We start from the raw sequence: 15,217 nt of genomic DNA, 5'->3' as shown, positions 1-15,217 counted from the left end.
CCAACACCCCCAAAGCTATTCTCGCCTCACCTAAACCCTATGCCGTTTGCCATGATAAAATACCTCCTCTTGCTTTTGGTTTAGAAGGTATTTTTTAAAGAACGTCGAAATCTAGGTAGGATAGTAAAACAGGAGGAGTAATCTTGGCGTTACATATCGGTTTTCCGGCAGCTCTATTTTATTACAGCCATTTTCCTTTTTGGCTGGCCTTTTTTAATCGCCTCGGTATTGAAGTTGTCCAGTCTCCACCGACCACCAAGGCCATTTTGGATGACGGCTCCCGTGAAGCGGTAGCCGATGCCTGTATCCCTATAAAACTTTTTCACGGTCACGTTCTGACCTTAAAGGATAAAGTAGATGCCATTTTTATCCCACGTATGGTTCGGCTCAACAAATATACCACCTTTTGTCCCAAATTTTTGGGACTACCGGATATGGTGCGCGCCAGTCTTGCCAATCTGCCTCCTATTATCGATTTTAAAGTCGACGCCTGCCGGTGTATGGGAGGCTTTTGGTCTATCTGCCGCGGCCTTGCTGAGTTGCTGGGCTTCGGTCTGCGTCAGGCCTGGGCGGCCTATCTTGAAGCAAGGCACCACCAAAATGCCTATCAAAAGCTGCTCTTGGCCGGTTACCTGCCCCTTCAGGCCATGGCTAAACTAAAGGGAGAAGCAGTTGAAGGAACGGTACGCGAGGGAAAACTCAACCTTGCTGTCCTGGGCTACCCTTACCAGGTTTACGATCAATACATCAGCCTGGATGTGATTGGTAAATTAAAGAAAATGGATGTAAATGTATGGACTATGGAAATGGTTAACCCCTCTAGGCTATATCGCTTGAGCGGCCGTATTCCCAAACGCCTTTTCTGGCATTATTCCAATCTAGTTCTCGGAGCATCTTACCATTACCTCCAACAGCAAAATATTGATGGAATTATCCATATAACTGCCTTCGGATGCGGTCCTGATGCTATGGTGGATAAAATTATGGAAATGGACATCCGCAGGTTAAGTAACGGGCGACTACCTTTCATGTCCATAAGCATCGATGAACAGACGGGCGATGCCGGTATAACCACCAGGTTGGAAGCTTTTATCGATATGCTCCTTCAAAGGAGGGGAAACGGGTGAAAAGGGTGTCCTTTGCCCATATGGGATATTCTTATCTCGGTTTCCAACAGCTGGTGGAGGATATGGGTTTTGAGGCCATCGTACCTCCCCATCCCAGCCGTGCCACCTTAGACCGTGGCGTTACCTACGCCCCGGAATACGCCTGTATCCCCTTTAAAATGGTTTTAGGAACATACCTGGAAGTCCTGGAACGGGGCGCCCAGATGATTATAACCTCGGGTGGAGTGGGGCCCTGCCGCGCCGGTCTTTACGGCATGATGCACGAAAAAATCCTGCGCAATCTGGGGTATGATTTTGAGATATTTATCTTCGATCCTCCCCTGACCGGAATCTGGACATTTTTTCTTAAGCTAAGACGGGTCCTTAAAACGGCAGGGGTTTCCTGGTTGGCCTTTGTTGATATCGTTCGTCGTGCCTGGGCCAAGTTAAAGCTCCTGGATGAGCTGGAGCAAACAGCCACCGTTATCCGTCCCTATGAAATAAACAAAGGAGAAACCACTCGTCTTTTTCATCAATGCCTGAAATTAGTGGAACAGGCCCGCAGCATGAAAGAAATAACAGCCGCGCGGGAAGAATGTATCAGCCTCTTAAAAAATATCCCCCAAGACAGGACACGACGCCCCTTAAAAATAGGGATCGTGGGTGAGATTTATGTTCTCCTTGAGCCTTTTATGAATCTCGATATAGAAAAAACGCTGGGTGAGATGGGGGTCATAACCCACCGCTCCATATATTTGACCCAGTATACAACCACCGACGTTTTATCCCACGGTGCCCAGGACGTACGGCAACTTGCCCATCCATATTTGAACCAGTTCGTCGGGGGTCACGGCCAAAATAGCGTCGGCGAAACCATCCTTTACGCTCGAAACGGTTTTGACGGCGTAATACAGGTGGCACCTTTCACCTGCATACCCGAAATTGTTGCCAAGAGTATCCTGCCACGCGTAAGCCGTGATTTCGGAATACCGGTTTTAAGTCTAACCATTGATGAACAGACCGGCCGCGCCGGTGTCGAAACGAGGCTGGAGGCCTTCGTTGATCTTTTGCGCCAGCGTCGCGAACAAAGGGAGGCCAAGAGAGATGCAGCCCTGTTATTTGGGTATTGATGTTGGTTCCGTTAGCACCAACCTTGTGGTTATTACATCAACAGGAGAAGTTTTAAGCAGCCTTTATATACGCACCCACGGCCAGCCCATCCAGGCAGTACGTGAAGGCCTCCGTCGGATAAAGGCAAATCTGCCGGAAAACATAACTATTGCCGGGGCAGGTGCTACCGGCAGCGGTCGTTATCTGGCAGGCGCCATTGTAGGTGCTGATATAGTAAAAAACGAAATTACGGCCCATGCCGTCGCCGCCCGCCAGGAAATACCGGGAGTACAGACCATACTGGAAATTGGCGGCCAAGATTCAAAGATTATCATCCTGCGTGAGGGTGTAGTTACCGATTTCGCCATGAACACAGTTTGTGCCGCCGGAACGGGGTCGTTTTTAGATCAGCAGGCGGCCCGCTTGGGTATACCTATCGAAAACTTTGGCGAGCTGGCCTTAAAGGCGCGGCATCCCGTTCGCATCGCCGGCCGCTGTACCGTCTTTGCCGAATCCGATATGATTCATAAACAACAAATGGGACACAATATAGAAGATATCATAGGAGGCCTCTGTGAAGCCCTTGTCCGCAATTACTTAAATAACGTAGCCAAGGGCAAGGAGATACTCCCTCCTATAGTCTTCCAAGGAGGAGTAGCAGCCAATGCCGGCATTCGTGCCGCATTTAAAAAAGCCCTGGGGCAAGAAATTATTGTACCCCAGCACTTTGCCGTAATGGGGGCCCTGGGTGCAGCCCTCCTGGCCAGAGATTATATAAATAATAATCGTAAGACAAAATTTAAAGGTTTTGAGATAGCCGACCAGGAATTCCGGGCCACAAGTTTTATTTGCCAGGGGTGTTCAAACCTGTGTGAAATTGTTAATATAGAAGAAGAAGGAAGTTTAATTGCCCGCTGGGGCAGCCGCTGCGGTAAATGGGATACCCTCGGTGAATGAGAAAGGAGTGAAGGGGAGTGCGCGAAAGTACCTTTTCCTTCTGGCAGGATACGGAATTTAACGTCCTGCCGTCGAAACCCCTAACGCCGACCGACTATTCCTATCATGCTTCTACAGGAGAAGAAGAATGCTGGTTCTGGGAAGCCGGAAGTCCCGACGGCTGCTATCTCAACGTATCTTTCTGCGTGTGTAATAACGAGGGAAAAGCTCGCCTGATGGTGGCCCGACCTGGAAGAGACGTAATAGTGCAGGAATATACCGCTCCTATTAAAGCAAGCACCGACCACCTGGATATACAAATGGCCGGCAGTCGTATTTATCAGGCAGGCAATGATTTCTATCTGGAATGGCGTTCAGAAGAACTGCGCGTAGATTTGGTGTATAAACCGCTGCTCCCACCCTGGCAACCTGGCCAGGGCAGGATTAATTACGGTGAGAAGGGCGACAAATACCTTGTCTGGTCCGTACCGATACCGCGAGCCAACATCAGCGGCAAGATAGTCCATAAGGAACATGAAGAAAGTTTTTACGGCGAAGGCATGGGAGAATATCTGCGTTATAATTTCCCCTTATCCCAGGCCCTGGGAGGGGCATTAAAGGGTCGTTTTTACAGCGACTCCTATACCCTTTTATGGGCCGATTTCTGGGGCAATCTTCTATACAGCGGCAAACATGTAAGGGCCTTCTATTGTGCCCACGATAAGGATGTTTTGGCTTCGACCGGTAATCTGGAAGTACAGGTTCTGGAGCAAACAACAAAAGATAATCTGACCTATCCCGCCGAACTCTCTTTAGAAGCCGATATAACGCCCCTTGTCCGTTTAGATATTGAAAAAACAAAGACAGTTGGCCCACCGAGGCTCACCGTTATGGGCGGCAGCGCCATCCTATGTATTGGCGAAGGCAAATTAACGACGGCCACGGCTCCGGAAAAAAGAGCATCCGGCCGAGCCTTTATGGAAACATTGATCATTACCAGGGATTGATAAATGCAGGTGTTAAACAATGGAAAATACCTTTAACGCCATCTGTCAAAAGCTCCACCAGCTAGATTATAAAGTCACCCCCCAGCGCCAAGTAATTCTTCAGGCGTTCCTGGAAAACGCCGCAGAGCATTTAAGCGCCGAAGAGGTATATAATATAGTCAAAGAACGCTACCCTGAGATCGGCCTGGCCACCGTATATCGCACGCTGGATTTGCTTGCCGAACTGGACATTTTACAAAAAATCAATTTTGGCGACGGAAGAACACGCTATGAATTGGACCAACATGAAACTCATTATCATCACCACATGATCTGTTTGGAATGCGGCCGGGTGCAGGAGTTTGACGACGATCTGCTGGAATCCCTGGAAAAACTTCTAACACAACAAACGGGGTTTCATATTACCGATCACCAATTAAAGTTTTTCGGATATTGTCGCGATTGCGCCGCCCAAAAACTAAAAAGGTCGGATGTTGACGCTATTTGACGTACGATTTTTAACTGATATGGAAGGAATTGGTAATACGAAGGACGAAAATTAAAGGACAGGATGGATTTTAAAAGGAGCGATGTGCCGTGTCCAGTCCTGTCCAAAGTCCTTCATATAGTCAAAAGCAGCCGCCATTTTCCATCATTCGTCGTAAGGTTTCCAGCTTAGAATACCAGGCGTGGAGGTTGATGGAACAGGGGCGCTATGCAGAGGCAGCTCAACTTTATCAAACCGTTCTTACTTCGAAAAAACGCCACGCCGTCCTTTGGAATAATCTAGGTTACTGCCTTTTTAAAATTGGGAAGAACAATGAAGCCCTGAGCTGCTATCAAAGGGCCCTCAAACTGGCTCCCAGGGACGTGGATATTTTAATCAATGCCGGTCTATGCTACCAGTCCTTGAGGCGTTGGGAGGCTTCCTATCGCTGTTTCCTTCGGGCCCACCAGCTGGGGGTAAAAGAGGTCGGACTCCTCAACAATCTAGGAGTTTGCCTTGCTCAGCTCAACCGTGTAGATGAGGCCATTAAATTTTACCACCAGGCCCTCGAAATGGCACCAAACCAGGGGGAAATAATAGCCAACCTGGCGGCGGCCCTGGCTCAAGGGCGCCGCTGGTTGGAGGCAATTGAATGTATGGAAACGGCTCTACGCCTTTTACCAGAGGATTTTTCGGTCCTCAATAATGCCGCCTTCTTTTTAGAAAACCTCGGTAAACATTATCTGGCCGCATCACTGTACGCCCGGGCACTGGATATTAAACCTGATGACCTTCAGGTCAGGCAAAACTTCGCTTCTTGCTTGATTAAGCTGCGTCGTTTTACAGAAGCACAAGAGGTATTAGAAGAATTATTACGCCATTACCCTGGGCATAAAGAAGGGTGGCAGCTTTTAGGCCTTCTTTTTGAGGAAAAGGGCGATGGGGAAAAAGCAGCAGCCTGTTACAACCGGGCCTGGGGGTTAATTTCACACCAGGAAACGGAAAAGAAGGGATGATTCCAATGCGCCTCCTTGCCACTAAAAGCTTCAGTTGTAATGATGAACTATATAAAGTCGTAGATTTATTAAATAAAACCTTAAAGGAATATAACCTTATGTTCGGCCTATCCAAAAATACCGACGGACAAACTATGACACTTTCAATTTACGAGGTGTAAAATTGGTAATCCTGGTGACTAACGACGACGGCATCCATGCCGCCGGTATCAAAGCTTTAGGGGCGGCCCTGGCCTCAATCGCCAAGGTAGTTGTTGTCGCTCCCGAAAAAGAACGCAGCGCCATAGGTCATGGTATAACGATGCATAAACCCTTACGGGCTACCGAAATGCCTATGGACGGACCAATTGCTAGATGTTTGGCAATTAACGGCACCCCGGCCGATTGTGTTAAGCTGGCCCTTGACGCCCTCCTCGACGAGCCGGCAGCGGTGGTCGTCTCTGGTATTAACCGGGGAGAAAACTTAGGTACCGACGTCTTATATTCAGGCACCGTCTCGGGAGCGATAGAAGGTTGCATCAACGGCCTGCCTTCCCTGGCCGTTTCTTTAGCTGGCGACGATGAACAAGATTTTGACTTCGCCTTTGCCGCCGACTTTACGGTTAAAATAGTTCGAGAAATACTAAAAAGGGGACTGCCCAAGGGCACCTTGTTAAACATCAACGTCCCGTCTTTACCTCAAGAAGAAATAAAGGGCGTCGCCGTTACCCGCCTAGGTCAACGGCGCTATATAAATACCGTAAGCAGCCGTAAGGATCCCAGGGGAAGGGCTTATTATTGGTTGGCCGGTGAAAAAGAAGAACTCGACGCCGGTCCCGATACGGACATCGGTGCCATTCGGCGCGGTTATATCTCCATAACACCTCTACAGTTAGATTTGACCAACCATGCTTTTCGCGAAGGATTGCAGGACTATTTCCCGGCTTTATGGCCCATCCAGGGTAAAAAACAAAAATGATGGGTTTTAATTATTCCCAGGCTCAATAGAATTAAAAGATAAGCTGTTCCTCCACCGCCAATGGCCTGGATAAGACGCCAGGCTGGCGATATATATGTTAATTTTCCCCAAACCATGGAGGTAACTAAAACCAGACCACAGGACGCCACCACAGGACCGTAAACAAAAGAGCGAAAGTCGAGACGAAAAGGTGTAACCCTGATCAAAGCTAGCAAATTCAACACTGCCGTCGTTGCCGTGCCAAAATTTACCCCGAGGGCCGCTCCGCCTATGCCCAAAATCGGGGTTAAGAAATAAATCCCCAAAATGTCAACAAAGCCGCCAATGATGGTGTTCTTCAAAATAGTTGACATGGCGCCCAGTCCGTTGAGGATGCCCACGGTCGTTTGCTCCAAATAGATGAAAACACTGCCCCATGCCAGAACCCTCAAGGCGGTTGCGGCTGCAGGAGTGGAAAAAATAAGATCGCAGAGGGGCGTGGCCAACAGATAAAAAAATAAGGCAAAGGGCAAACCGCTTAAGACGGTAAGCTTTAACGCCTGTCGACAGCGTTTAGCCAACAGTTCGTAATCTCTGACCGCCTGGGCTTCCGCAATGGCAGGTACCATGGCTATTCCCACCGCCACCGTAATGACCATCGGCAGATATATAAGAGTAAGGGCTATACCCGCATACTGGCCGTAAATTGACGTCGCTTCTGCCACACCTGCACCCCAACGCTGAAGCTGGCGAGGAATAAGCATGGCTTCCAGGGTCAGCATAATTCCACCGGCAGCCCTGGCCAGCATAACCGGAAGGGAAAGGCGGGCAAGGGGTATTATGTCATCTTTTAATGGAGATTTCTGGTAAGGAGCAATATCGAAGTAAGGACGGGCTTGAATGAAAATAACAATGCTTATAACCAAACCCACAACTTCTCCTAAAACCATACCCATCGCCAGTCCCGCTGCCGACATAGCCACTCCGTAGGGAAGGAAATGAATACTAAAAAATAGACCGGCGCCTACCCTTACAATTTGTTCACATACCTGGGCTAGGGCTACTGGTTGCATAAGCTGTAGTCCTTGAAAATACCCGCGAAAAGCCGAACATATACATACGACCGGAATGGCGGTTAACATTACCATAAAAGTTTGGAAAACACGTCCGTCGGCAAAAAAAGTACTGGTGAGAAGGGAAGTTATAGAATATAAAATCAAGGCTGTTAATAAGCCGCTGGCACTTAAAAAATATAAGGAAAGGCGAAAAACGCTGCGAACTTTCCCCCAGGCCTGGAGGGCCACCCTTTCTGCCACGAGCTTTGCCAGGGCCACCGGCACGCCGGCTGTAGCAATCATTAAAACCATACTATAAAAAGGGAAAACCATTTCATAAAGACCCATCCCTTCAGCACCGACGAAACGTATCACCAAGATACGATAAGCAAAGCTAAACCCTCGATTTAATAAACTGGCAAGCATGAGTACAGCCGCGCCCTGCCAGATAGAGGCACCCATACTTTCACCCCTTCTAAATGTATGCCCGTCCGGAAATGTTTAGAAGAACCATATGTGGGGAAAAGTAGAAATGACATGGTCTAAAAATATTTGCATAGAAAAAGAGGATTTTTACAAAAGGAAAGCTAATATATACAGTGTTAAGCTTTTGTTAACAGCAGAAGGTGAGGAGGGCTTAATTTAATGAAAGTTTACCCCAGTAGCAGCATTCGTAACGTTGGCATCGTAGCCCACGGTGGGGCGGGCAAAACTAGCCTTACGGAAGCTTTATTGTACAACGCCGGGGCCACCAAACGCTTAGGCAGGGTAGACGATGGCAACACCGTAACCGACTACCATCCAGAAGAAATCAAACGCAAAGTGACTATTAATACCGCCCTGGCCTTTGCCGAGTGGCAGGATAATAAAATAAATATACTTGATACTCCGGGTTATAGCGATTTTTTTGGCGATGTCGTAAGCGCCTTAAGAGTAGTCGATAGTGTGATTGTAGTTGTTAGCGCCGTAGCAGGAGTGGAAGTTCAAACAGAAGTTGTTTGGGAAGAGGCGGAAACACGCCGGCTGCCGCGCCTGGCCTATGTTAACAAAATGGACAGGGAAAACGCCAACTTCCAAAAAGCCGTAGAAACTATGCGGGAACGTTTCAAAGGTCATATCGTTCCTGTCCAACTGCCCATCGGTGCGGCCGAAACCTTCAGCGGCGTCATCGATATCCTCGAACAGAAAGCCTATACCTATGACGGGAACGGCAATGAGAAGGTAGGCCCTGTCCCAGATGAATACAAAGATGAAGTGGCTTCTTTAAGGGAAACGATTGTTGAAGCCGCCGCCGAGGGCGACGACGAACTGCTTATGAAATACCTCGATGGTGAAGAACTGACACCGGATGAAATACGCCGCGGTTTAAAACAAGCCATCGCCGAAGGCAAAGTAATACCCGTTCTATGTGGTTCAGCCCTTAAAAATATGGGCGTCAAACCACTGCTGGACTATATCGTAAATTATCTACCTTCTCCCACCGACGCAGCCGGGAAAGAAGCATCCGAGCTGGAAAAAGAAAACCTGGCCGTCCTTGTATTTAAGACTCTGGCCGATCCGTACGTCGGGCGTCTGAGCATGTTAAGGGTCTATAGTGGGATCCTTAAATCGGACTCCAGCGTTTACAATGCCAACAAAGAAAACGAAGAAAAGATAGGCCAGCTTTTTACCCTTCAAGGAAAAAACCAGGCGACGGTAAGCGAACTGCGTCCCGGTGATATCGGCGCCGTAGCTAAATTGCAGTTCACCACCACTGGTGATACCCTTACCACCAAAGCCAATCCGGTCAAACTGGAAGGCATCGACTTCCCCGAACCGACACTTCCCGTAGCCATTCGTCCCAAAAGTAAAGGCGACGAAGATAAACTCAGTAACGCTCTGGCGAGGCTTCTGGAAGAAGACCCCACCCTGCGTCTGAGTAAAAACAACGAAACAAGGGAAACTATACTGACCGGTATGGGCGAATCCCATTTGGATATTACCCTGGAGCGCTTGCAGCGCAAATTTGGTGTCGACGTTGAAATGAGCACTCCCAAAGTACCTTATAGGGAAACCATCCGTACCAGCGTCACCAGGGTAGAAGGTAAGCATAAGAAACAAACAGGCGGACACGGTCAATATGGTCATGTTTTCATCGATATGTCGCCTCTGCCGGATAAGGAATTCGAGTTCACCGAAACTATTTTCGGTGGTGCAGTCCCACGGCAATACATTCCCGCTGTGGAGAAAGGCATCAGGGAAGCCATGCAAGAAGGTATTTTGGCCGGCTATCCGGTTACCAATATAAAGGTTAACCTGGCCGACGGTTCATACCATACCGTAGACTCTTCGGAAATGGCCTTTAAGATTGCCGCCGGCATAGCCTTCCGCAAAGCAGTCGAACAGGCCAAACCCGTCCTGTTGGAACCCATCATGAACGTTGAAATTACCGTACCGGAACAGTTTATGGGCGACATTATGGGCGACTTAAATAGCCGCCGGGGACGCATCCTGGGAATGGAAGCAAAAGGCAAAAACCAGGTTATCCGCGCCCAGGTACCCCTGGCCGAAATGTACCGCTACGCTATCAACTTAAAATCTATAACCCAGGGCCGCGGCCATTTTAAGATGGATTTTTCCCATTACGAAGAAGTCCCGGCCAATATCGCCGAAAAAATTATCCAGGAAGCCAAACGTGAACGCGAAAAAGAAGAGTAAATCAAAAAAGCTCCCTCGCAAGGGGAGCTTACATTATTTTGTGTCGGGTCTTCTATAAATGTAATAATAAATGATGGCCTTTTCAGGCCATCATTTATTATATCATATCATGGCAGGGGTGGCAGGACTCGAACCCGCAACCAACGGTTTTGGAGACCGCTACTCTACCAATTGAGCTACACCCCTATGGCATTTAATATTATATCTATATTTTACCCACCAGTCAAGAATATGTTTTTCTTCATTTGGAAGGTTTCTTGTTATATTAAACGAATATAGATAAAAATATACAGCTAAAAGCTAATAGTTTTCAAGGAGGAACATGCAAAGCATGAGAATAGCCGTTTTAATGGGCGGCCCTTCTTCCGAAAGGGAAATTTCCTTAAAAAGCGGTGAGGCCGTGGCCGAAGCCCTGACAGTCCTGGGGCACCAGGTAATAAAACTGGACCTGGATGCGGAGGTGATTGCGAAATTAACGTCTTTTAAGCCCCATTGCGTCTTCAACGCCCTTCACGGCAAGCCAGGTGAAGATGGTTCCGTCCAAGGTATGCTGGAGATATTAGGTATACCTTATACCGGCAGTCGTGTCCTCGCCAGTGCCATAACTATGGATAAAATCATGACCAAACGCGTTTTAAAACACGCCGGTATACCTACACCTGATTTTTTAAGCTGGACCGCCGAACAGTATGCCGCCGGCAAAGGAGATATAGAAAAAGGGATTATAAAAGACCTGGGACTACCGGTGGTCATAAAGGCGCCGACGCAAGGATCTACTATTGGGACCTTTATTGTCAAAGATAAACAGGAACTCACGCCGGCCATTGAAGCTGCTTTAAAATATGATCCCTGCTTTATGGCCGAGGCTTTTCTCCCTGGACCAGAAATAACGGCAGCCGTTTTAGGCAACAACAACCCCACAGTCCTTCCTTTAATAGAAATCGTTTCCCGGACGGGCTTTTATGATTATACAGCCAAATATACACCCGGTTTAAGTGAACACATAATCCCGCCGAGGCTGCCGGAAACTGTATTGGCCACGGCTGCCGCCCTTGCGCGTCAAACCTATAAACTCTTCGGCTGCCGCGGTTTCGCGCGAGTAGATATGATTGTGGCCAACGGTCGAGACCCCCATGTCATTGAAGTAAACAGTGTTCCCGGTATGACGGCTACCAGTCTGGTCCCCGATGCCGCCCGTGCCGCCGGAATGGATTTTAAGGCCCTGGTGCAAAAAATAGTTGACCTGGCCCTGGAACCGTAAAAAAGGAAGGGCACTCCCGGTTCTACCGGGATTTTTCTTTAATTAAAGAAGGAAAAAAGCCACCCCGGTGGCGAAGTATTTTTTACCCCCCCTTTTCAGGAGGTTTTTAATATGACCATTTTAAACCGCATAAGGATAGCCCTCTTAAGCATCTTTTTGGCAGGTTTTACCATCGTCTTTCTGGGTTCCCATTATATAGCAGACTGGTACTTTTTTAGCGAAGTCGGCCTCCGTCATGTCTTCATTACCAGGCTATTATCCGACGGAGGGGTGCGTTTGGCAGTTATATCTTTTTTCTTTCTGTTCTTTTTCCTCAATCTGCTTTTTAGCACCAGGAGTTTAAATTTTACACCCGTATCTTCCCGTGAGAGCTGGACCTTAAAAGAGTACCTCGTTAACCGCTTTATCACCAGACGGCGGTTAATCATCTTTTACCTTGCGGTGAGCCTTTTCGGCGCATTTTTCTTCAGTCCCCTGGCAGCAGGAAAATGGCTGCTCGTTCAACAATACCTCAAGGCTGGTAATTTTGGTTTAGCGGATCCCCTGTTTCACAGGGATATCGGTTTTTACGTCTTCAAGTTGCCTTTTTATCGTTTTATCCTCAGTCTGCTGGTTACGGCCTTAATAGGGGCCGCCCTGGTTACCGGTTTTTTCTACCTATTATTTGCTCCGAAAGAATTTCTAGGCTTGCGTCAGGGAGTCTTTTCCCGTCACCACGCCCATTTTTCCATTTTAATTGCCCTTTTATTTATAGTGCAGGCCTGGGGCTTTCGCCTTAAGGCCCTGGATTTGGTTCGTTCACCCAAGGGTTTATTTTTCGGTGCCGGCTATACGGATATCCATGTCCTTTTGCCGGGATACAATATTTTAGCAGCAATTTCCCTGGCCTGTGCCCTACTTATTCTTTTAAATACCTTGCGCCGTAATTTCAAGCTGGTCGTGGCGGGGATCATGGCGTTCCTGTTGGCATACATTTTGATTGTATTCATTTTACCCGCGACAGTACAAAAGTTCCAAGTCGAGCCCAATGAATTTGTACGGGAAGAGCCCTACCTGCGTTTTAATATTGAATATACTCGCCGCGCCTTTGGGTTAGATAGAATAAAAACACAGGAATTCCCGGCCCGTGACAGTCTTACCCCGGCGGATTTGGAACAGGAAAGGAGCGCCCTGGAAAATATCCGTTTGTGGGATTACCGCCCCCTGCAACAGACGTACAGCCAGCTCCAGGAAATACGTTCCTATTATAGCTTTAAGGATATCGATGTCGACCGCTATATTTTGGACAACAGACTTTGCCAGGTAATGCTGGCAGCCCGGGAGTTAGATCAGGAAAAATTGCCGGATCGAGCTAAAAATTGGATAAATGAAAGGATACGTTACACCCACGGCTACGGTCTGGCTATGAATCCGGCCAGCGCCATTACCTCTGGTGGCCAACCCCAATTTATTGCTGGCGATCTACCTTTTCAGAGCAACGTCGGTCTCCAGCTAAACGAACCGCGCATCTATTATGGTGAACTTACCGGCGATTATATCATCACCGGCGGCAGGGAAGCCGAATTCGATTACCCTTCAAGCAGCGGCGACAATTTTGTAGAAAATCGTTATGATGGCAGCGGAGGAGTACCCCTTAAAAATTACCTGCGCCGAGTCATTTTTGCTTTTCGTTTTAAAGATTACCGCTTAATAGCCAGTAAGGAAATAACACCGGAAAGCAAAATTTTATACTACCGACAAATTCAAGAACGAGTTCGCAAAATAATGCCCTACCTGCACTATGACAACGACCCCTACCTGGTTATAGCCGGCGGTAGGCTATACTGGATCCTCGACGCCTATACTTTAACTAATATGTATCCCTACGCCGAACCGGCAGAAGAAGGCTTTAATTATATCCGTAACTCCGTCAAAGTAGTTATTGATGCTTATAACGGTACCGTAAATTATTACCTTATAGATCCCGACGATCCGATAAGCCAAACTTTGGCGAAGATTTTCCCCGGCCTTTTTAAACCTATAACGGCCATGGATTCCGAGATTAAGCAACATCTCCGCTACCCCCCGGAGCTCATGACCATCCAGGCCAAGATGCTGGCCAATTACCATATGGAAAACCCCATGCTCTTTTATAATAAAGAAGATGCATGGAATATCGCCGAAGAAATGGTAGGCAACGAGCGCCAGGCAATGGAACCCTACTACACAGTCTTACGCCTGCCGGGTGAGGTGCGGGAGGAATATATATTAATGCTACCCTTTACGCCGGCGCGTAGGGTTAACATGGTGGCCTGGCTTGCCGCCCGTAACGACGGTCCTAATTACGGCCAGCTCTTGCTCTATACATTTCCTAAAAATCGTTCAATATACGGGCCTATGCAAATTGAGGCCCGCATCGATCAAGATCCGGTCATCTCCCAGCAACTGACCCTTTGGGACCAGCACGGTTCCCAGGTTATCCGCGGAAATTTACTAGTCCTGCCCATAAGGGAATCATTGCTGTATGTAGAACCACTTTTTCTTCAATCTCAGGAAAGCAAACTGCCGGAACTCCGCCAGGTGATTGTGGCATACGGGGAAAAAATCGCCATGGCCAATACCTTAGATAATGCCTTAAAAGCCGTTTTCGGTGAAAAGCTCCCTGCTCCTCCGATACAGGAAACGAAACCCTTCCTGCCTCCAAACGGTAATTTAGCAACTTTTATTCAAGAAGCCAATCGTCTGTATAATGAAGCCCAAGAAAAATTAAAGCAGGGAGATTGGAACGGTTATGGTGAAAACATGCAAAAACTGGGTCGCCTTCTTCAAGAGATGCAACAAAATATTCAACCTTAGTATTTATATAGAAGGAAATAAATGCATCTCGTGGTAAATTATAAGTTATAGTTTGGAGGTGAAGGGCCATGGTATATCCATTTCCCGAAGAAGATAAAGAATATTTAACTGAAAAATTGGCCATCGTCGGCGAGTTGGCTGCCGGTATGGCCCATGAAATACGTAATCCCCTGACCTCTATTCGCGGTTTTTTACAGCTGTTGCAGAACAAATTCGATCCTCAGGGTGTCGAGCGAGAATATTTTACTATTATCTTCGAAGAGCTGGATAGAATTAATAATATTATCAAGGAATTCCTGTCCCTGGCCAAACCTGCTCAACCCCAATTGCAATTTATAGCCTTTAACCAGTTAGTTGCTGAAGCTTTACTTTTAGCGGAACAGGAAGCTATAATGTATGATGTTAAATTAATACAAAATTTATCGCCGGAATTACCCCTATTATGCTTAGATCCAGGTCAGATGAAACAGGTTATTCTAAACTTGACTTCCAATGCCATCCAGGCAACCGGTCCGGGGGGGATTGTCATTATTAGTTCGTATTTTGATGCGGCCAACAGACAGGTAGTTACCACAGTAGAAGATAACGGGCCGGGAATCCCACCGGAAAAATTAAATTTAATTTTTGAGCCCTTTTATACCACTAAAGAAAACGGCACCGGTCTGGGCCTCACGTTGAGCAGGCGTATTGTGGCCAGCCATGGGGGTAAAATTTTAGTTACGAGCAAAGTGGGGGAGGGAAGTCGTTTTACTATATGTCTGCCCGTAACTTTAAATGGAACCAGTGGATAA

At 47.6% G+C, this 15,217-nt stretch carries 13 protein-coding genes and 1 tRNA gene; 12 read left to right on the top strand and 2 right to left on the bottom strand.

What is annotated here, in order from left to right; translation table 11 throughout:
• Positions 1-143 precede the first annotated feature (143 nt).
• From MHFGQ_RS06370 to surE, 8 genes are all read left to right on the top strand, one after another.
• A complete protein-coding gene (locus MHFGQ_RS06370) occupies positions 144-1,127 on the top strand; it encodes an acyl-CoA dehydratase activase-related protein (protein WP_106004358.1) in 984 nt (327 codons plus the stop codon).
• Positions 1,124-2,236, top strand: a complete 1,113-nt coding sequence (locus MHFGQ_RS06365; protein ID WP_106004357.1) for a 2-hydroxyacyl-CoA dehydratase — start codon at positions 1,124-1,126, stop codon at positions 2,234-2,236. The genes MHFGQ_RS06370 and MHFGQ_RS06365 overlap by 4 nt, the downstream gene beginning before the upstream one ends.
• Complete coding sequence (locus MHFGQ_RS06360) at positions 2,211-3,173, top strand: acyl-CoA dehydratase activase (protein WP_106004356.1); 963 nt, start codon at positions 2,211-2,213, stop codon at positions 3,171-3,173. Before MHFGQ_RS06365 ends, MHFGQ_RS06360 begins: the two co-directional genes overlap by 26 nt.
• A 17-nt stretch (positions 3,174-3,190) precedes the next feature.
• Entirely contained in the window at positions 3,191-4,159 is a 969-nt protein-coding gene (locus MHFGQ_RS06355) for a hypothetical protein (RefSeq protein ID WP_106004355.1), read from the top strand.
• A 19-nt stretch (positions 4,160-4,178) separates the two neighbouring features.
• On the top strand, positions 4,179-4,646 hold the full coding sequence (locus MHFGQ_RS06350; RefSeq protein WP_106004354.1) for a Fur family transcriptional regulator: 468 nt from the start codon (positions 4,179-4,181) through the stop codon (positions 4,644-4,646).
• Between the two features lie 191 nt (positions 4,647-4,837).
• The gene (locus MHFGQ_RS06345; RefSeq protein WP_170066123.1) at positions 4,838-5,641 is read left to right on the top strand and encodes a tetratricopeptide repeat protein; all 804 of its coding nucleotides are present in this window, start codon (positions 4,838-4,840) and stop codon (positions 5,639-5,641) included.
• Positions 5,638-5,802 carry a YpmA family protein gene (locus MHFGQ_RS06340; RefSeq protein ID WP_338825594.1) on the top strand — a complete coding sequence of 55 codons (165 nt, stop codon included), beginning with the start codon at positions 5,638-5,640 and terminating at the stop codon, positions 5,800-5,802. The genes MHFGQ_RS06345 and MHFGQ_RS06340 overlap by 4 nt, the downstream gene beginning before the upstream one ends.
• A 2-nt stretch (positions 5,803-5,804) precedes the next feature.
• Positions 5,805-6,599, top strand: a complete 795-nt coding sequence (gene surE, locus MHFGQ_RS06335; protein ID WP_106004351.1) for a 5'/3'-nucleotidase SurE — start codon at positions 5,805-5,807, stop codon at positions 6,597-6,599.
• On the opposite strand, the gene MHFGQ_RS06330 is transcribed toward surE, so the two are convergent.
• Positions 6,554-8,095 carry a putative polysaccharide biosynthesis protein gene (locus MHFGQ_RS06330; RefSeq protein WP_106004350.1) on the bottom strand — a complete coding sequence of 514 codons (1,542 nt, stop codon included), beginning with the start codon at positions 8,093-8,095 and terminating at the stop codon, positions 6,554-6,556. The genes surE and MHFGQ_RS06330 overlap by 46 nt on opposite strands.
• Positions 8,096-8,278: 183 nt before the next feature.
• Here MHFGQ_RS06330 and fusA point away from each other — a divergent pair, with 183 nt between their 5' ends.
• The gene (gene fusA, locus MHFGQ_RS06325; RefSeq protein WP_106004349.1) at positions 8,279-10,330 is read left to right on the top strand and encodes an elongation factor G; all 2,052 of its coding nucleotides are present in this window, start codon (positions 8,279-8,281) and stop codon (positions 10,328-10,330) included.
• 110 nt (positions 10,331-10,440) lie between these two features.
• Here fusA and MHFGQ_RS06320 read toward each other — a convergent pair.
• Positions 10,441-10,516: transfer RNA gene (locus MHFGQ_RS06320), tRNA-Trp, on the bottom strand.
• 145 nt (positions 10,517-10,661) lie between these two features.
• On the opposite strand from MHFGQ_RS06320, the gene MHFGQ_RS06315 reads away from it, so the two are divergent.
• The 3 genes from MHFGQ_RS06315 (at position 10,662) to MHFGQ_RS06305 (ending at position 15,217) form a co-directional block, all read left to right on the top strand.
• Positions 10,662-11,591, top strand: a complete 930-nt coding sequence (locus tag MHFGQ_RS06315; protein WP_106004348.1) for a D-alanine--D-alanine ligase — start codon at positions 10,662-10,664, stop codon at positions 11,589-11,591.
• 111 nt (positions 11,592-11,702) lie between these two features.
• Entirely contained in the window at positions 11,703-14,426 is a 2,724-nt protein-coding gene (locus tag MHFGQ_RS06310) for a UPF0182 family membrane protein (RefSeq protein WP_106004347.1), read from the top strand.
• A gap of 68 nt (positions 14,427-14,494) precedes the next feature.
• The gene (locus MHFGQ_RS06305; RefSeq protein WP_106004346.1) at positions 14,495-15,217 is read left to right on the top strand and encodes a two-component system sensor histidine kinase NtrB; all 723 of its coding nucleotides are present in this window, start codon (positions 14,495-14,497) and stop codon (positions 15,215-15,217) included.

Origin of the sequence: Moorella humiferrea (assembly GCF_039233145.1) — a bacterium.
Classification (GTDB): domain Bacteria; phylum Bacillota; class DSM-521; order Neomoorellales; family Neomoorellaceae; genus Neomoorella; species Neomoorella humiferrea.
This window is presented reverse-complemented; position numbering and strand designations above follow the sequence as displayed.